The organism is Streptomyces sp. NPDC030838 (assembly GCF_055572035.1).
Map to the genome: position 1 here is coordinate 23,582 of NZ_JBVIED010000006.1, position 16,729 is coordinate 40,310.

At 70.8% G+C, this 16,729-nt stretch carries 17 protein-coding genes and 1 pseudogene; 10 read left to right on the forward strand and 8 right to left on the reverse strand.

Annotated elements, in window-relative coordinates; translation table 11 throughout:
* The first annotated feature begins 6 nt into the window (after nt 1-6).
* Both ACZ42A_RS17685 and katG read left to right on the forward strand, forming a co-directional pair.
* Nucleotides 7-444 (forward strand): Fur family transcriptional regulator, encoded by a 438-nt coding sequence (locus ACZ42A_RS17685; protein ID WP_468528124.1) that lies wholly within the window; start codon nt 7-9, stop codon nt 442-444.
* A 32-nt stretch (nt 445-476) separates the two neighbouring features.
* On the forward strand, nt 477-2,693 hold the full coding sequence (gene katG, locus ACZ42A_RS17690) for a catalase/peroxidase HPI (protein WP_468528125.1): 2,217 nt from the start codon (nt 477-479) through the stop codon (nt 2,691-2,693).
* Between the two features lie 81 nt (nt 2,694-2,774).
* Here the strand turns inward: katG and ACZ42A_RS17695 are convergent.
* Both ACZ42A_RS17695 and ACZ42A_RS17700 read right to left on the reverse strand, forming a co-directional pair.
* Nucleotides 2,775-2,876: pseudogene (locus ACZ42A_RS17695) on the reverse strand (DUF2795 domain-containing protein); the annotation flags it as partial.
* 47 nt (nt 2,877-2,923) lie between these two features.
* Nucleotides 2,924-3,574 carry a LysE family translocator gene (locus ACZ42A_RS17700; RefSeq protein WP_468528126.1) on the reverse strand — a complete coding sequence of 217 codons (651 nt, stop codon included), beginning with the start codon at nt 3,572-3,574 and terminating at the stop codon, nt 2,924-2,926.
* Between the two features lie 156 nt (nt 3,575-3,730).
* Between ACZ42A_RS17700 and ACZ42A_RS17705 the strand changes: the two genes are divergently transcribed.
* Entirely contained in the window at nt 3,731-4,129 is a 399-nt protein-coding gene (locus tag ACZ42A_RS17705) for an SseB family protein (RefSeq protein WP_468528127.1), read from the forward strand.
* A gap of 6 nt (nt 4,130-4,135) precedes the next feature.
* On the opposite strand, the gene ACZ42A_RS17710 is transcribed toward ACZ42A_RS17705, so the two are convergent.
* From ACZ42A_RS17710 to ACZ42A_RS17735, 6 genes are all read right to left on the reverse strand, one after another.
* On the reverse strand, nt 4,136-4,957 hold the full coding sequence (locus tag ACZ42A_RS17710) for an arylamine N-acetyltransferase family protein (RefSeq protein WP_468528128.1): 822 nt from the start codon (nt 4,955-4,957) through the stop codon (nt 4,136-4,138).
* Nucleotides 4,958-5,028: 71 nt separating this feature from the next.
* The gene (locus ACZ42A_RS17715; protein WP_468528129.1) at nt 5,029-5,379 is read right to left on the reverse strand and encodes a VOC family protein; all 351 of its coding nucleotides are present in this window, start codon (nt 5,377-5,379) and stop codon (nt 5,029-5,031) included.
* A 257-nt stretch (nt 5,380-5,636) separates the two neighbouring features.
* Entirely contained in the window at nt 5,637-6,668 is a 1,032-nt protein-coding gene (locus ACZ42A_RS17720) for a LacI family DNA-binding transcriptional regulator (RefSeq protein WP_468528130.1), read from the reverse strand.
* On the reverse strand, nt 6,665-7,570 hold the full coding sequence (locus ACZ42A_RS17725; protein ID WP_468528131.1) for a carbohydrate ABC transporter permease: 906 nt from the start codon (nt 7,568-7,570) through the stop codon (nt 6,665-6,667). Before ACZ42A_RS17725 ends, ACZ42A_RS17720 begins: the two co-directional genes overlap by 4 nt.
* Entirely contained in the window at nt 7,567-8,547 is a 981-nt protein-coding gene (locus ACZ42A_RS17730) for a carbohydrate ABC transporter permease (RefSeq protein WP_468528132.1), read from the reverse strand. Before ACZ42A_RS17730 ends, ACZ42A_RS17725 begins: the two co-directional genes overlap by 4 nt.
* On the reverse strand, nt 8,544-9,872 hold the full coding sequence (locus ACZ42A_RS17735; protein WP_468528133.1) for an ABC transporter substrate-binding protein: 1,329 nt from the start codon (nt 9,870-9,872) through the stop codon (nt 8,544-8,546). The genes ACZ42A_RS17730 and ACZ42A_RS17735 overlap by 4 nt, the downstream gene beginning before the upstream one ends.
* Before the next feature lie 230 nt (nt 9,873-10,102).
* On the opposite strand from ACZ42A_RS17735, the gene ACZ42A_RS17740 reads away from it, so the two are divergent.
* The 7 genes from ACZ42A_RS17740 (at nt 10,103) to crcB (ACZ42A_RS17770) (ending at nt 16,672) form a co-directional block, all read left to right on the forward strand.
* Entirely contained in the window at nt 10,103-12,124 is a 2,022-nt protein-coding gene (locus ACZ42A_RS17740; protein ID WP_468528134.1) for a beta-galactosidase, read from the forward strand.
* 135 nt (nt 12,125-12,259) lie between these two features.
* Nucleotides 12,260-13,819, forward strand: coding sequence for a glycoside hydrolase family 53 protein (locus ACZ42A_RS17745; protein ID WP_468528135.1), 1,560 nt, complete (start codon nt 12,260-12,262; stop codon nt 13,817-13,819).
* A 230-nt stretch (nt 13,820-14,049) separates the two neighbouring features.
* Nucleotides 14,050-14,328 carry an ArsR family transcriptional regulator gene (locus ACZ42A_RS17750; RefSeq protein ID WP_468528136.1) on the forward strand — a complete coding sequence of 93 codons (279 nt, stop codon included), beginning with the start codon at nt 14,050-14,052 and terminating at the stop codon, nt 14,326-14,328.
* Between the two features lie 39 nt (nt 14,329-14,367).
* The gene (locus ACZ42A_RS17755) at nt 14,368-15,324 is read left to right on the forward strand and encodes an SMP-30/gluconolactonase/LRE family protein (protein WP_468528137.1); all 957 of its coding nucleotides are present in this window, start codon (nt 14,368-14,370) and stop codon (nt 15,322-15,324) included.
* A 165-nt stretch (nt 15,325-15,489) separates the two neighbouring features.
* Nucleotides 15,490-15,957: a fluoride efflux transporter CrcB gene (gene crcB / locus ACZ42A_RS17760; RefSeq protein ID WP_468528138.1), complete on the forward strand. Its 468-nt coding sequence runs from the start codon at nt 15,490-15,492 to the stop codon at nt 15,955-15,957.
* Nucleotides 15,954-16,301, forward strand: a complete 348-nt coding sequence (locus tag ACZ42A_RS17765) for a DUF190 domain-containing protein (protein ID WP_468528139.1) — start codon at nt 15,954-15,956, stop codon at nt 16,299-16,301. The genes crcB (ACZ42A_RS17760) and ACZ42A_RS17765 overlap by 4 nt, the downstream gene beginning before the upstream one ends.
* Entirely contained in the window at nt 16,298-16,672 is a 375-nt protein-coding gene (gene crcB / locus ACZ42A_RS17770; RefSeq protein WP_468528140.1) for a fluoride efflux transporter CrcB, read from the forward strand. Before ACZ42A_RS17765 ends, crcB (ACZ42A_RS17770) begins: the two co-directional genes overlap by 4 nt.
* Nucleotides 16,673-16,729 lie beyond the last annotated feature (57 nt).

Sequence of the window (16,729 nt, forward strand, 5' to 3'; positions counted from 1 at the left end):
GCCCGCATGACCGCATCCGGGACCCCGACCACCGCCGACGAGCTGCGTGGTGCCGGCCTGCGGGTGACGGCCGCCCGTGTCGCGATGCTCGAAACCGTGCGGAGCGGCGACCACCTCGGCGTCGAGGCGATCGCCGCCGGCGTACGCGAGCGCGTGGGCCACATCTCCCTCCAAGCCGTGTACGAGGCGCTGCACGCGCTCGCCGCGGCGGGACTCATACGTCGTATCGAACCCCCGGGCAGCCCGACCCTCTACGAGGGCCGGGTCGGGGACAACCACCACCACCTCGTGTGCCGCTCGTGCGGCGTCGTCGCCGACGTCGACTGCGCGGTCGGCCACGCCCCTTGCCTCACCGCATCCGATGACCGGGGCTTCGCCATCGACGAGGCCGAGGTCATCTACTGGGGTCTGTGCCCCGACTGTTCCACCACCAGCAGTTCCTGAGCACCGTGATCCACTAGTCCGGAAGGTTTCCCATGGCTGAGAACCCCGATGCGATCGTCACCGACCCCAAGACGGAGGGGACCGGTGGCTGTCCGGTCGCACACGGGCGCGCGCTGCACCCGACCCAGGGCGGCGGCAACCGCCAGTGGTGGCCGGAGCGGCTCAACCTGAAGATCCTCGCCAAGAACCCCGCCGTGGCGAACCCGCTCGGCGAGGAGTTCGACTACGCCGAGGCCTTCAAGAGCCTCGACCTCCCGGCCGTGAAACGGGACATCGCCGAGGTGCTGACCACCTCCCAGGACTGGTGGCCCGCCGACTTCGGCCACTACGGCCCGCTGATCATCCGGATGGCCTGGCACAGCGCCGGCACCTACCGGATCAGCGACGGCCGCGGCGGCGCCGGCGCCGGCCAGCAGCGCTTCGCGCCGCTGAACAGCTGGCCGGACAACGCCAACCTCGACAAGGCCCGCCGCCTGCTGTGGCCGGTCAAGAAGAAGTACGGCCAGAGCCTGTCCTGGGCCGACCTGATGATCCTCGCCGGCAACGTCGCCCTGGAGAACATGGGCTTCGAGACCTTCGGCTTCGCCGGCGGCCGTGAGGACGTCTGGGAGCCGGAGGAGGACGTCTACTGGGGTCCCGAGACCACCTGGCTCGACGACCAGCGCTACACCGGCGACCGCGAGCTGGAGAACCCGCTCGGCGCCGTCCAGATGGGCCTCATCTACGTCAACCCCGAGGGCCCCAACGGCAACCCGGACCCGCTGGCCGCGGCCCGCGACATCCGTGAGACCTTCCGCCGCATGGCGATGAACGACGAGGAGACCGTCGCCCTCATCGCCGGTGGTCACACCTTCGGCAAGACGCACGGCGCCGGTCCGGCCGACCACGTCGGCAACGACCCCGAGGCCGCCTCGATGGAGGAGCAGGGCCTCGGCTGGAAGAGCACCTACGGCACCGGCAAGGGCGGCGACACCATCACCAGTGGCCTCGAGGTCACCTGGACCGCCACGCCCACCCAGTGGAGCAACGGCTTCTTCAAGAACCTGTTCGAGTACGAGTACGAGCTGACCGAGTCCCCGGCCGGCGCCAAGCAGTGGGTCGCCAAGGACGCCGAGGCGATCATCCCCGACGCGCACGACCCGTCGAAGAAGCACCGCCCGACGATGCTCACCACCGACCTGTCGCTCCGCTTCGACCCGGTCTACGAGCAGATCTCGCGCCGCTTCTACGAGAACCCGGTCGAGTTCGCTGACGCCTTCGCGCGGGCCTGGTACAAGCTGACCCACCGCGACATGGGCCCGAAGTCCCTCTACCTCGGCCCCGAGGTCCCGGAGGAGACCCTGCTGTGGCAGGACCCGCTGCCGGAGCGGGAGGGCGAGGTCATCGACGCCGCCGACATCGCGGCGCTGAAGGCCAAGCTGCTCGACTCGGGCCTGACCGTCTCCCAGCTGGTATCCACCGCGTGGGCGTCGGCCTCGACCTTCCGCGGCAGCGACAAGCGCGGCGGCGCCAACGGCGCCCGCATCCGGCTGGAGCCGCAGCGCAACTGGGAGGTCAACGACCCCGACCAGCTCGCGGTCGTCCTGCGCACCCTGGAGAACATCCAGCAGGAGTGGAACACCGGCGCCAAGAAGGTCTCCCTCGCCGACCTGATCGTCCTCGGCGGCTGCGCCGCGGTCGAGAAGGCCGCCAAGGACGCCGGGTTCGACATCGAGGTGCCCTTCACCCCGGGCCGGGTCGACGCCACCGAGGAGCACACCGACGCGGAGTCCTTCGCCGCGCTGGAGCCCACGGCCGACGGCTTCCGCAACTACCTGGGCAAGGGCAACCGCCTCCCGGCCGAGTACCTGCTGCTCGACAAGGCGAACCTGCTCACCCTGAGCGCCCCCGAGATGACCGTCCTCGTCGGTGGCCTGCGCGTGCTTGGCGCCAACCACCAGCAGTCGCAGCTCGGCGTCCTCACCAAGACCCCGGGCGCCCTGACCAACGACTTCTTCGTCAACCTGCTCGAGCTGGGCACGACCTGGAAGTCGACCTCCGAGGACCAGACCACCTTCGAGGGCCGCGACGCCGCCACCGGTGAGCTGAAGTGGGCCGGCAGCCGTGCCGACCTGGTCTTCGGCTCGAACTCCGAGCTGCGCGCGCTCGCCGAGGTCTACGCGAGCGACGACGCGAAGGAGAAGTTCGTGAACGACTTCGTCGCCGCGTGGGTCAAGGTCATGGAGCTCGACCGCTTCGACCTGGTCTGATCCCAGCGCCCCTACGGTCCGGGCCGGCCCTTCACGGGTCGGCCCGGACCTGTGTCACGGGCGCTGGGCGCCCTCTTTCCGTCACTGGTCCAGTTCCTCCTGCACCGGTGTCTTCGGTACGTCCCGCAGATGCTGGGACTGTCCGGGCTTGCCGCCCATCCGGGCCTGCTGCGCCCGCTGGGCACGCCCGGCGCGCCGCGTCGATCGGTTCGTCTTGCCCGCGGGGAAGATCAGTCCTTGCGCCCCGTCACGGCCACCGTCACACCGAGGCCCATCATCGTGAGCCCGCCGATGCCGCCCACCAGCGACAGCCGCCGGGGCGAGCCGATGAACCAGTCGCGGGCGGTGGCCGCCGCCAGGCCCCAGACGCTGTCGCAGGTGATCGCGATGGCGTTGAAGATCAGGCCGAGGAGCAGCATCTGGGCCACGGTGTGCCCGGCGGCGCGGTCAACGAACTGGGGCAGGACGGCGGCGAAGAAGACCATCGTCTTGGGATTGGCGACACCGACCGCGAACCCCTCCCACAGGGTGCGCAGCCCGCCGGCCCGCCCGCCCCCGTCGCCGGTGAACGCGGCGTGCGGCGCTCCGCGCTGCCGCCATGCCCGCAGGCCGAGGTAGAAGAGGTACGCGGCGCCCGCCAGCTTCAGCACCGTGAAGACCAGCACCGACCGCTCGACGATCGTCCCGATGCCCAGAGCCACCGCGACGACCAGCACATACGCACCCAGTGTGTTCCCCACGACGGTGGTCAGCGCGGCGCGCCGCCCGTGCGCGAGGGCCCGGCCGACGACGAACAGCACGCTCGGCCCGGGGATGACGATCAGCAGCAGCGACATGGCCGAGAAGGCCACCAGGCGGTCCATGGACGGCATGCGGGCCATGGAAGCACGGGCGGTGCGGGCGGCTCATCCGGTTTTCCGACGGCACCGGCCGAGCGCGCGCATGGTCCGGCGGGCTTCGGGTACGCGAGGAACACCGCGCCCCGACCGATCTTGGGCCGGGCGCGCCGTACGACCGCAGCTACCTGGGGACCTGCCATGGACACACCTGCCGAGAACGGCACCAATCCCGCCCAGCGGGCACTCGACGCCCTGGCCCGGGACACCGAGGACACCGACGCGCTGGACACCCTCGCCCACAGCGATGTGCTCATCCCCGTGCCCGACGACGTCTCGGAGGAGGACGCGATCGACCCCAACGCCGTGGCACTGCCCGTTCTGGAACAGCCGGACGGCGTGCCGGTGGTGCCCGTGTTCACCTCCGAGCTGGAGATGGCCGGGCTGCTGCCGTTCGTCTCCCGCTACCGTCTCGTCCCGCTGGGCGTGCTGGCCGCCCAGTGGCCGTCCGACGACCTGTCCCTCACCATCGACGCCAGCTCCGCGCACGGCCTCACCCTGACCTCGGACGGCGTGCGCACCCTGCTGGCGCGCCCCTGAGAAGGGTCAGGGCAGCGTCATCCCGTCCGGTACGGCGATGTCGAAGGCCTCGTCCAGCACCTGCCGGACCTCGGCCTCGCCGACCAGCTCCCGCTTCCTGACCGTGCCGTCGGCACGAGTCTCGGTGAGGAGGCGGTCCTCCAGGAGGAGATGCCCGTCGGACGTGACCCGCTGGACGTACAGGCGCCGGGTGAACGGCGACCGCGGGTTCGTCCCCACATGCCAGTTGAACACCTCGTAATCGGACCGTTCGAACGGCTCCAGGGTGAACGCGTACTGCGCCGCCCACTCGTCCTGGTCCCAGGCCTCCAGCACCCACAGATCCAGCGGTCCGCCGTGCGGTGCGTGCACCAGCCGGTGCCGGCGCCCCGCGTCGTGGAACTCCGTCCCGGCGGTCAGCGGCACCGGCTCCAGCAACGCCCCGATCGCCCCGAAGCCGACGTCGGCGAGATACGGCAGCGGATCGCCCGGAGCGGTGACCAGCAGGGCCATGTGGGTGCGCGGGCGGCTCTCGATACGGTCGGCGCCCACGGCGACGCGGGCGGCGAGCATGGTCACCCGGAAGCCGAGCGCCGTCAGCGCGTCCGAGAACAGCAGGTTGTGCTCGTAGCAGTAGCCGCCGCGCCGACCGTGCACCAGCTTCGCCACGAGCTGGCCCGGGTCCAGGGAGGGCGCGGTCTGGTGCAGCGGCTCCAGATTCTCGAACGGGATGGACCGGGCGTGGGCCAGATGCACCCCGCGCAGCGTCGCCACATCGGCGCGCCGCGCTCCTTCCCAGCCGATCCTGCGGAGGTAGGCGTCGAGATCGAACGGCGTCGTGTCGGACATGCCCATCACCCTAGGCGGGCACCGGCACCCCGTCGGCGGCCCCTGGTCGGGACCGCCCTCGGGCCTTGGTCCTAGGCCGACGGGTCCTGGAGCAGCCCCACGAGGTTGCCGTCCGGGTCCTTCACCGAGGCGATCAGCCGGCCGTTGCCGACGTCCCGCACGTCCTGCAGCGGCTCCGCGCCCGCGGCCAGCAGGGCGGCGAGGGTGGCCCGGATGTCGGTGACGTGCCAGTAGGGGACCGGTCCGGTCATGCCCTTGGCATGGCCGTTCGGGTCGAGGCCCACGTCCTGGCCCGCGTCCTTGAAGCCGACGTAGTACGGCTCGTCCGCGTAGGGCTCGACTCCCAGCAGGGCGCCGAACAGCGCCTTCGCCCGGTCGAGGTCCTTGACGGGGTAGATGATCGTCTGCAGGCCGGCGGTCATGGCGTACTCCTTCGCACAGGGTGGAGGGGTGGATCCGACGTCCCGATCGCGTCGGTGATCCCACGCTAGGCCGGGGCCGCGGCCGGCGGCTTCTCCGATCCTGACCGGTTCCTCGGGTGCCGTGAACACCGAACGCGCCGCCGGGCGGTTCGCCGAGCAGCGCGTTCGTGCCGGTCAGGACCGGCTGTCCGTGGCCGTGCCGATGGTCGTCGCGGCGGGCTGGGCCCTCTCGTTTGGATCACGCCGCCGTCGGACGGTCAGGTCGACTCCCGCTTCACCAGTTCCGTCGGCAGGATCACCGCGGCCGGGTCCTCGCCCCCTATCTGGGCGAGCAGCACCCGCACCATCTCGGCGCTGATCCGGTCCCACGGCTGCCGTATGGTCGTCAGCTCGGGGCTCGCGGCCACGGCGGCGGGGGAGTCGTCGAAGCCGCCGACCGCGACGTCCTCCGGCACCCGGCGCCCGGCCCGCTGCAGCGCGGTGAGCACGCCCTGGGCCATCAGGTCGGAGGCGACGAACACCGCGTCCATGTCGGGGGCCTGGGCGAGCAGCCGCTCGGCGCCCGCCTCACCGCTGGCCCGGCTGTAGTCGCCGGAGACGATCAGGTCGTCGTCGACGGGCAGGCCCGCCTCGGCCAGCACCTCCTTGTAACCGGCCAGCCGCTCGACACCGCCGGGCGTGTCGAGTGGACCGGTCACCACGCCGATCCGGCGCCGCCCGAGCGACAGCAGATGCCGGACCATGTCCCGGGCGCCGTCCCGGTCGTCGGCGGCGACATAACTGACCTTGGAACCCAGCCCGATCGGCTTGCCGCAGGCCACCAGCGGCACCCCCGCCTCGCGCAGCTCCTGGGCCACCGGGTCGCCGGAGTGGCTGGAGACCAGGAGCACCCCGTCGACGTGCCCGGCGGTGATGTAGCGCGTGATGCGCCGCCGTTCGTCCTCGGTGCCCGCCAGCATCAGCAGCAGCGGGATGTCGTGCGCGGCCAGCGCCTGGGTGCAGCCGCGCAGCAGGACGTTGAAGTTGGGGTCCTCGAAGAACCGCTCCTGGGGCTCCGTCAGCAGGAAGCCGACGGAGTCCGAACGACCGGTGATCAGGGAGCGGGCGTGCCGGTTCACGACGTACCCCGTCTTGCGGATCGCGGCGTTGACGGCTTCCTGCGCCGCCGGGCTGACGTAGTGCCCGCCGTTGAGCACGCGCGAGACGGTGCCGCGCGAGACGCCCGCCTCGCGCGCCACATCGTGAATCGTCGGCGGCTTGCGCCGTCCCCCCGTATGGCTCATGGTCATGACTTTACGGCCCCGGACAGCAGATCCAGGCTCCAGAACCGCTGGATGACCAGGAACAGCGCGACCAGCGGGATCACCGCGAGGAACGCGCCCGTGATCACCAGGGTGTAGAGCGCGGGCGTGTTCGCGCCCTGCTCCAGGAGCGTGTACAGGCCGAGCGTGATCGGGAACTTCTCGTCGTCGCTGAGCATGATGTACGGCAGCAGGAAGTTGTTCCAGATCGCCACGAACTGGAACAGGAAGACCGTCACCAGACCGGGCACCATCATCGGCAGGGCGATCCGGGTGAAGATCCGCCACTCGCTCGCGCCGTCCATCCGCCCGGCCTCCACCACGTCGGCCGGCACGGCGGCGGCCGCGTAGATCCGGGAGAGGTAGACGCCGTACGGCGAGAGGATCTGCGGCAGCAGCACGGACCAGTAGGAGTCCGTGAGGTCGGCCTTCGCCAGCAGCAGGTACTGAGGGATCGCCAGGATCACCGGCGGCATCAGCACACCGGCCAGCAGCACGTTGAACATCGCCTCGCGGCCGGGGAAGCGGTACGTCGCCAGCGCGTAGCCCGCGAAGGACGACACCGCCGTGGAGAGCAGCGCGCCGAGGATCGCGTAGAGGGCGGAGTTGCCCATCCACTGCCAGTACACGCCGTCGCGGTAACCGCTCAGGTCCGAGAGGTTCTCGGTGAAGCCCGTGCCCGGCAGGAAGGTGAACGTGGAGAACAGCTCGCTGCCGGACTTGGTGGAGGCGATCACCACCCAGGCCACGGGCAGCAGGCAGTACAGCGCGCCGAGCAGCAGTGTCACGGTCGGGATCAGCGCGATCCGGCGGCGCAGCGGCGGGCGCCGGTCGGTGCCGGGCGTGATGTCCGCGGCCGTGTCGGCCTTGCCGATGGCAAGAGAACTCATCGTGCCGCCTCCTGCTTCTGACGACGGTTCGCGGCTCGCAGGAAGCCGAAGGACAGCAGCAGCGTGGCCAGGGCGATGATCGTGGCCTGGGCGGCCGCCGCGTAGATGTCACCCTTGCCGAAGGCGTCCTGGTACACCTTCATCAGCGGACTCCAGGTCGTGGACACGGAGTTGGTGAGCGGCTTGAGGGTGGTCGGCTCGTTGAACACCTGGAGCGTCGCGATGATCGAGAAGAAGAAGGTCAGCACCAGCGAGGGCGCCACCATCGGGATCTTGATCTTCAACGCGATCTGCAGCGGGGTGGCGCCGTCCAGCTTCGCCGCCTCGTACACCTCGGCCGGGATGGACTGGAGCGAGGTGTAGATGACGATCATGTTGAAGCCGGTGCCGCCCCAGACCGCGATGTTCGACAGGGCGAGGTACAGCGGACCGCCGTCCAGCAGGTCCGGCTGCGGCAGGCCCAGCTTGTCGAGCACGAAGTAGAAGGGGCTCACGTCCGGCAGGTACAGGAAGCCCCACAGCAGGGCCGCGACCACGCCGGGGATGGCATACGGCAGGAAGATCGCGAGCCGGGTGAAGGGGGCGAGCCGCACCTTGTCGGAGTCGAGCATCAGCGCGAACAGCAGGGCCAGACCCAGCATCACCGGGACGACGATGCAGCCGTAGCCGAGGACGCGCAGCGCGCCGTTGAGCAGCTCGCTGTCGGAGAGTGCGTCCGTGTAGTTCTCCAGGCCGGCCCAGACCTCCTTGCGGGCGCCGGAGCCCAGGCCCAGGCCCGAGACCTTCACCTTGCGGAAGCTGAGCCAGACCGCGTACCCGATGGGCAGCGCGAAGAACAGGGCGAACAGGATCGTTGCGGGGAGGAGGAAAATATAGGGCGCGCTTCGCGCTCGTTTGAGGGTGGTGGTGGGAGACGGGTGGGCGTACGGGGCCCCCTTGACCCCGTACGACTTCCGGCGTGCCGTGGTGCTGGTCACTGAGCGACCTCGAAGCCCTGCTTCTTCATGTCGGCGACGGTGGCGTTCTGCATCGTCTTCAGGGCGTCGACGAAGTCCGACTTGTTCTTGGCGGCGGCGCCGAAGGCGTCCTTGAAGGTGGTGTAGGCGACGTTCACGTTCGGGCCCCACGCGGCCGGCGCGGTGGTCTGCGCGATCTCGGCGGCCTTCGTGTAGAAGTCGGCCTGGTTGGAGAAGTACTCCGGCGACTGGGTGAACGCGCCGCTGAGCTGGGCGGCGCTGGAGGCCGGGTAGATGCCGCTCTCCTTGGCCAGCGCGTTCAGCGCCTCGCCGTCGGTGTTCAGCCACGCGGCGAACTTGGCGGCGGCCTCCTTGTGCTTGGAGTCCGTGGTGACGGCGGTGGAGGAGCCGCCCCAGCTGCCGGTGACGTTCTCGCTCTCGGACCACTGGGGGAGCGGGGCCATGGCCCACTTGCCCTTGGTGTCGGGCGCGGCGGTGGTCAGCGTGCCCGGCGCCCACACGGCGCTGACCCAGGCGATCTGCTTGCCGGTGTTGAGCGCCTTGTTCCAGGCCGGGGTGTACATCGGCTGGTTGTCGATGGCGCCCTCCTTGACGAGGCCGCCCCAGAACTCGGCGACCTTCTGGGTGGCGGCGTCGTCGATGCCGACCTTCCACTTGTCGCCCTCGGTGGTCCACCACTTGGCGCCGGCCTGCTGGGCGAGGCCCGCGAAGAGGCCGGAGTCGTTGGCGGAGAAGGTGGTGAGGTCGACGTCCGGGTCCTTCTTCTTCAGCTCCCGGGCGGTCTCGGCGAACTGCTCCCAGGTGGTGGGGACCGTCAGGTCGTACTTCTTGAACAGGTCCTCGCGGTAGTAGAACATCATCGGGCCGATGTCCTGCGGCACCGCGTAGACCGCGTCCGTGCCCAGCGTGGTCTGCTGCCAGACGCCCTCGGCGAACTTCTCCTTCGCGTCGCCGACGTCGCCCGATATATCGGCGAGCGCGTCATTGCTGACCAGGGTGGGCAGCGCCTGGTACTCCGCCTGCACCAGGTCGGGCGCCTTGCCGGCCTTGTGCGCGGTGAGGATCTTGGTGACCAGCGTGTCGCCGGACGCCTGCTTCTTCACCGTGACGGTGATCTGCTCCTCCTTGCCCGGGCCCTTGTTCCACAGGTCGACGACCTTGTCCATGCCGGGCGTCCAGGTCCAGTAGGTGAGCGAGACGGGCCCGGACTGGGCCTCGCTGTCGCTGTCCTCGGAGCCGCACGCGGCGAGAACGGTGGTGCCGAGCGTGACGGCAACGGCGGTGGCTGTGACCTTGAAGAGCCAACGGCGCTTCGTGTTCGGCATGGATCTCTCCCCTGACCTGGGCCCCCGCCTGCTGCGGAGACCTGCCATGCAGATGTGCGCTGACCTGGGTCCCCGCCCGTCGCGAGGCCCTGTCATGCTTCTGTGAGCGTTCACAGTAGAGAAACATCCCGGACACTTGTCAATGGTTGTTGCTGTGCGGTTATGTTGGCCTCGCACCGCTACCACTGTGTGTGCACGTTCCCAAATGATCGATCGACCGGGAGACATCCATGCCGGAGACCACCCCCAAGGGCCTGACCAGGCTCGCCTTCGGTGGGGACTACAACCCCGAGCAGTGGCCGGAAAGCGTCTGGCAGGAGGACGTCCGGCTGATGCGGGAGGCCGGCGTCTCGATGGTGAGTGTGGGTATTTTCTCCTGGGCCCTGCTGGAGCCCGCACCCGGGGAGTACGACTTCGGCTGGCTCGACCGGCTGCTGGACCTGCTGCACGAGAACGGCGTCCGCGTGGACCTCGGCACCCCCACCGTGGTGCCCCCGGTCTGGTTCTACCGCGCACACCCCGAGGCGCTGCCGGTGACCGCCGACGGCACCCGCTACGAGTTCGGCTCCCGGGGCGCCATCTGTCACAGCAACGCCGAATACCGGGCCGCCGCCGCGACCATCACCACCAAGCTGGCCGAGCGCTACGGCGATCACCCGGCGCTCGCGATGTGGCATGTGCACAACGAGTACGGCGTGCCGGTCTCCGCCTGCTACTGCGACAGCTGCGCCGCCCACTTCCGCCGCTGGCTGGCGGACACCTACGGCACGGTCGACGCGGTCAACGAGGCCTGGGGCACCGCCTTCTGGGGCCAGCGGTACACCGACTTCGAGCAGATCAACCCGCCGCGCCACACCCCCACCGTCGGAAACCCCGGCCAGGCGCTGGACTACAAGCGGTTCGCCGACGCCACCATCCGCGAGAACTTCGTGTCGGAGCGGGACATCCTGCACCGCCTCTCGCCCGGCGTCCCGGTGACCACCAACTTCATGACCGCGCTCAGCCAGTGCGACTCCATCGACTACTGGGCCTGGGGCCGCGAGGTCGACCTCGTCACCAACGACCACTACCTGATCACCGACGGCCGCCGCACCCACGTCAACCTCGCCATGGCCGCCGACCTCACCCGCTCGGTCGCCGGCGGCGCCCCCTGGCTGCTCCTGGAGCACTCCACCTCCGGGGTCAACTGGCAGGCCCGCAACCCCGCCAAGGCCCCCGGCCAGATGGCCCGCAACTCCCTCGCCCACGTGGCGCGCGGCTCCGAGGGCGCCATGTTCTTCCAGTGGCGGCAGTCCCGGCGCGGCGCCGAGAAGTTCCACTCGGCGATGGTCCCGCACGGCGGCACCGACACCCGCGTCTGGCGCGAGGTCGTCGAACTGGGCGCCTCGCTCGGGTCGTTGAACGAGATCCGGGGCACGCGCACCCGCGCCGACGTCGCCGTCCTGTGGGACTGGCACTCCTGGTGGGCCCAGGACCTCGACTGGCGGCCCAGCGAGGACCACGACGCCCGCGAGCGCACCGACGCCTTCTACGAGGTGCTCTACGACCGCCACCTCACGGTCGACTTCGCCCACCCGGAAGCCGACTTGTCGGCCTATCCCCTTGTCGTCGTACCCGCGCTGTACCTGATGACCGAGACGGCCGGACGCAACCTGAAGGCGTACGTCGAGAACGGCGGCACCCTGCTGGTGTCGTACTTCTCCGGCATCGTCGACGAACACGACGCCGTCCACGAGGGCGCCTACCCGGGCGCGCTGCGCGACGTCCTGGGCCTCACCGTCGAGGAGTTCTCGCCGCTGCTCAAGGGCGAGACGGTCCGGATCGCCGGCCCCGACGGCGGCGAGCTGGGCGCCGACGTGTGGACGGAGTTCGTGGTGCCGCGCGGCGCCGAGACCGTGTGGACCTACGCCGACGGCCTCACCGCCGGCCGCCCCGCCGTCACCCGGCACCGCCTCGGCGAGGGCACCGCCTGGTACGTCTCCACCCGCCTCGGCACCGAGGGTCTGGACGCGGTGCTCGCCCGGGCCGCCGAGGACGCCCGCCTCGCCCCGCGCACCGACCTGCCCCGCGACGTGGAAGTCGTCGTCCGCACCGGCGAGTCGGGCACCTACCTCTTCGCCCTCAACCACACCGGCACCGACGCCAAGGTGCCGCTGGATTCGCCCGGCACCGAGCTGCTGACGGGCGAGCGCGCCGCGGGCGGCGTCGAGGTCCCCGCAGGGGCCGTACGGGTCGTCCGGCTCGACGCCTGACACCGGCCGGACGGCCGAACCGACTCCCCTCCGCCCGCGCGAGCCGGAAGAGCCGCGGGCGGAGGGGCTGCCCCCGCGCGGAGTTTCCGTGCGGAGGTCCCCATCCCCCTTACGTCGAAGGGACGACGGACGACGATGTTCCATCCCAGACGCACCCTCAAGGCCCTGCTGCTGCCGCTCACGGCAGGGCTCGCCCTGACCGCCCTCCCCGCGCAGACCGCCACGGCGGCGAGCACGCTCACCAACGGCGGTTTCGAGACCGACGGCACCGGCACGGGTACGCCCTCCGGCTGGTCCGAGTACGGCTCGACCGGCGCCTCCTTCACCGAGGCCGGCGGCCGCGCCGGGAGCTACCGGCTGAGCCACTGGGCGTCCACCGCCTACAAGGTGGAGACGTACCAGTACCTCTCCGGCCTGACCAACGGCAACTACAAGCTGACCGCCTGGGTCCGCTCCGGCGGCGGTCAGAACGCGGCGTACATAGCCCTGAAGAACTGCGGCGGCGCAGAACAGCGCACCGACCTCCCGGTCTCCGCCAGCGGGTGGATCCGGATCGTCGTGCCGGCCAGCGTCACCAACAACCAGTGCACGATCAGCATCAACAGCGACGCCAACGCGGGCAACTGGATCAACGTCGACGACCTGACCTTCGCGTCCGGCACGTCCGGTACGTCGATCCACGGTGCCGACATCTCGTCCCTCGCCAAGAGCGAGGCCAAGGGCGGCGTCTACAAGTACAGCTCCGGCACCACCGGCGATCCGGTCGCCATCCTGAAGTCCGCCGGCATGAACTACGCGCGCCTGAAGGTCTGGGTCAACCCCGCCGACGGCTACAACACCAAGACGCAGGTCCTGGCGATCGCCAAGCGCGTCAAGGCGCAGGGCATGAAGCTGCTGGTCGACTTCCACTACTCGGACTTCTGGTGCGACCCGGGCCAGCAGGCCAAGCCCGCCGCCTGGGCCGGGCACTCCTACACCCAGCTCAAGACCGACGTCTACAACCACACGTACGACGTGCTGAACGCGTTGAAGGCCCAGGGCACCACCGCCGACATGGTCCAGGTCGGCAACGAGATCAACGGTGGCATGCTGTGGAACGAGGGCTCCACCGCCAACTGGTCGCAGCTGGCCGGTCTGCTCAACTCCGGCTACGACGCGGTCAAGGCGGTCAACTCGTCGACTCAGGTGGCCCTGCACCTCGCCAAGGGCGGCGACCTGGCGGGCACCCGCGCGTGGTTCGACAGCGCGGTCGCCAACGGCGTGAAGTTCGACGCGATCGGCCTGTCCTACTACGGCTACTGGCACGGCTCGCTCTACGACTTCCAGACCACCCTGGACGACGCGGCCTCCCGCTACGCCAAGCCGGTCTTCGTCGCCGAGACGGCCTACCCGTTCCGGCTGGGCAGCGAGGACTCCCACGAGGACGTCATCGACCTCAGCAGCGAGCTCGTGTCCGGCTACCCGGCGACCGTGGCCGGCCAGACCAAGTGGATGAACGACGTCGCCAGCATCGTGGAGGCCGTCCCGAACGGCCGCGGCCTCGGCGTCTTCTACTGGGAGGCCACCTGGACCGCGGTCACCGGCAACGGCTGGGACCCGACGGCCCCGTCCTCCGGCAACGCCTGGGAGAACCAGGCCCTGTTCGGCTACGACGACAGGGCGCTGTCATCGATGTCCTGGTTCAGCCACCGCTGACCCCGCGGACCGGCCGTCGCTGAACCGCTTCGGCCACCTCCGCCCCACCGGACCCGAGGGCCCGGCCGCGTGAGTACGCACCTCCGCGGCCGGGCCCTCGGCCTTTCACACCCTGTCTGATCGAAGGCCCGTTCGATACCGGACAAGGGCCGGGGAGTCCTGGATGCGATGTCTCGCACCGCCCCACACTGGGAAAACGGGCAGTGAGGGGCCCGACCGAGGGGGACGAGATGCTGAGGACTCCCGTCAACGACACACGGCTGCGCATCCTGGAATGGCTCAAGGATCCGGCCGCCCACTTCCCGCCGACCGACCTCACCACCGCCGGCGTTCCCGCCGAGGCCGTCGCCGCCAAACTCGGCGTGCCCTGCCCGGTCGCCGAAACCCACCTCACCCTCCTCGCCTCCCTGGGCCTCCTCCGCACCCACCGCATCGCGGACCGCGTCCACTACCGGCGCGACGAGGTACGGGTCGCGGAGGTGGCGCGGCTGTTCGAGAAAGGGTGGTAGCGGCTCCGCTGACGCGGCGTCACCTGACAGGATGGGCCCATGGACCGATCCGCCACGCTCGTACCGCTGCGCTACGTCGACGTCGGCGGCCGGGGCCCCGAGGATGTCGTCGCCGACGCTCACGGCCGGGTGCTCACCGGCGTCGAGGACGGCAGGATCCTGCGCCTCGATGGCCTGGCCGACGACAGCCCCCGTGTCACCACGCTCGCCGACACCGGAGGCCGCCCGCTCGGTCTCGAACTCCTCGCCGAGGACGCCCTGTTGGTGTGCGACGCGGAACGCGGGTTGCTGCGCGTAGGGCTCGACGACGGCACCGTCGACGTCCTCGCGGACACGGTGGCGGGGGAGCGGCTGCGGTTCGCCAGCAACGCCGTCGCGCTGTCCGACGGCACCGTGTACCTCACCGTCTCCAGTCGCCGCTACCCCCTCACCCAGTGGATCGGCGACATCGTCGAACACACCGGCACCGGCCGGCTGCTGCGCCTCACCCCCGACGGCCGGCCGGCCGTGGTCGCGGACGGGCTGCGGTTCGCCAACGGACTGGCGGCGAGCGCCGACGAGTCCTTCCTGGTCGTCGCGGAGACCGGTGCCTGCCGGCTCAGCCGCCACTGGCTGACCGGCCCCCGAGCCGGCCACACCGAGCCCTTCGTGGAGAACCTGCCGGGCATGCCCGACAACCTCTGGCGCGGAGCCCCCGGCGAACCGATCTGGGTGGCCCTGGCCGGCCCCCGCGTCCCGCCCCTCGACCTGCTGCACCGCACCGCCCCGGCCGTCCGCCGCACCGCCGCGCGGATCGCCGTCCGCGCCCCCTTCCGGCCCCCGGCCACGGCGGGCGTGCTCGCGGTGGACGACCACGGCCGGACCGTCCACCACCTCACCCGCCGCCGCTCCGGCTTCCGGATGGTCACCGGCGTCTGCCGCACCGGCGACCGGCTGGTGCTGGGCAGCGTCTGGGAGCGCGGCGTCGCCGTCTGCGCGGCACCGGCCCCGAGATGACCGCCGTACGGGCCCGGCGTTAATCTGTTGACCGGCCGCGATCACCTCGCGGCGCGGCGGTGGGGCCCGCCGTACCCCAACCGCGGCAGCCAGGCCGCCAACGGTCCCTACTTGCGAGGGCGGCGCCCGCATGCCCGGGCCCAGGCGAGTAGGAGACGTACGACCATGACAGCCCCGGACACCGACAGCGGCACCGTGCTCCCCGCCACCCCGGTACGCCGGCGGTCCGCCCGGCGCGGCCAGGCCCCGGTGGTCGCCGTGGTCGCGGTCGGCGGAGGCATCGGCGCCACCGCCCGCTACGCGGCGTCCCTGTGGTGGCCCGCCGCACCGGACGGATTCCCCTGGGCGACCTTCTGGGTCAACATCGTCGGCTGCGCGGTGATCGGCGTCTTCCTGGTGACCGTCACCGAGATCCGCCCCGCCCACCCCCTGGTCCGCCCCTTCTTCGGTACCGGCGTGCTCGGCGGCTTCACCACCTTCTCGACGTACGCCGTCGACATCCAGCGACTGATCGACGCCGGCCGTCTCCTCACGGCGTTCGCCTACCTCGCCGCGACCCTGCTCGCGGCCCTCGCCGCCGTGTGGCTCGCGGCCACCGGGGCCCGGCGGCTCCTCACCGGGAGGCAGCGATGACCCGACCGACCGGCCGCGCCCTGCGCCTGACCGTCCTCGTCGGCGAGAACGACACCTGGCACCACCGGCCCCTGTACTCGGAGATCGTGCACAGGGCGCACGCGGCGGGCCTCGCCGGCGCGAGTGTCTTCCGCGGGATCGAGGGCTTCGGCGCCTCCTCCCTGGTGCACACCTCCCGGCTGCTGTCGCTGAGCGAGGACCTACCGGTGGCCGTCGTGATCGTGGACACCGAGGACCGGGTGCGGGCCTTCCTGCCGCACCTGGACGAGCTGGTCACCGAGGGCCTGGTGACCCTCGACACATGCGAGATCGTCCGGCACTCCGCCCGCGAGGAGGACCCGTGAACTGGCTGCTGGTCGTCGTCGGCGGCATGATCGGCGCCCCGCTGCGCTATCTCACCGACCGCGCGGTGCAGTCCCGCCACGACTCGGTCTTCCCCTGGGGCACCTTCGCGGTCAACGTCACCGGCTGCCTGGTCCTCGGCCTGCTGACCGGCGCGACCGCCGCCGGAGCCGCCGACTCCCCCCTGCGGCTCTTCCTCGGCACGGGCCTGTGCGGCGCCCTGACGACGTACTCGACCTTCTCCTACGAGACCCTGCGCCTCGTCGAGACCGGGGCACGGCTGCACGCCGCGGTCAACGTCGTGGCGAGCGTGGTGGCCGGTCTGGGGGCGGCGTTCGCGGGCGTGGCGCTGGCGCAGACCATGCCCGGATAGCCTCCCGCACCTGAAAGCCGACACCTCACCGCCCCACCCCCCTGAAACTTTCCTTTC

Coding starts and splice junctions, on each gene's coding strand:
- ACZ42A_RS17685 (WP_468528124.1), top strand. CDS start 7: ATGACCGCATCCGGGACCCCGACCACCGCCGACGAGCTGCGTGGTGCC.
- katG (WP_468528125.1), top strand. CDS start 477: ATGGCTGAGAACCCCGATGCGATCGTCACCGACCCCAAGACGGAGGGG.
- ACZ42A_RS17700 (WP_468528126.1), bottom strand. CDS start 3,574: ATGGCCCGCATGCCGTCCATGGACCGCCTGGTGGCCTTCTCGGCCATG.
- ACZ42A_RS17705 (WP_468528127.1), top strand. CDS start 3,731: ATGGACACACCTGCCGAGAACGGCACCAATCCCGCCCAGCGGGCACTC.
- ACZ42A_RS17710 (WP_468528128.1), bottom strand. CDS start 4,957: ATGTCCGACACGACGCCGTTCGATCTCGACGCCTACCTCCGCAGGATC.
- ACZ42A_RS17715 (WP_468528129.1), bottom strand. CDS start 5,379: ATGACCGCCGGCCTGCAGACGATCATCTACCCCGTCAAGGACCTCGAC.
- ACZ42A_RS17720 (WP_468528130.1), bottom strand. CDS start 6,668: ATGACCATGAGCCATACGGGGGGACGGCGCAAGCCGCCGACGATTCAC.
- ACZ42A_RS17725 (WP_468528131.1), bottom strand. CDS start 7,570: ATGAGTTCTCTTGCCATCGGCAAGGCCGACACGGCCGCGGACATCACG.
- ACZ42A_RS17735 (WP_468528133.1), bottom strand. CDS start 9,872: ATGCCGAACACGAAGCGCCGTTGGCTCTTCAAGGTCACAGCCACCGCC.
- ACZ42A_RS17740 (WP_468528134.1), top strand. CDS start 10,103: ATGCCGGAGACCACCCCCAAGGGCCTGACCAGGCTCGCCTTCGGTGGG.
- ACZ42A_RS17745 (WP_468528135.1), top strand. CDS start 12,260: ATGTTCCATCCCAGACGCACCCTCAAGGCCCTGCTGCTGCCGCTCACG.
- ACZ42A_RS17750 (WP_468528136.1), top strand. CDS start 14,050: ATGCTGAGGACTCCCGTCAACGACACACGGCTGCGCATCCTGGAATGG.
- ACZ42A_RS17755 (WP_468528137.1), top strand. CDS start 14,368: ATGGACCGATCCGCCACGCTCGTACCGCTGCGCTACGTCGACGTCGGC.
- crcB (WP_468528138.1), top strand. CDS start 15,490: ATGACAGCCCCGGACACCGACAGCGGCACCGTGCTCCCCGCCACCCCG.
- ACZ42A_RS17765 (WP_468528139.1), top strand. CDS start 15,954: ATGACCCGACCGACCGGCCGCGCCCTGCGCCTGACCGTCCTCGTCGGC.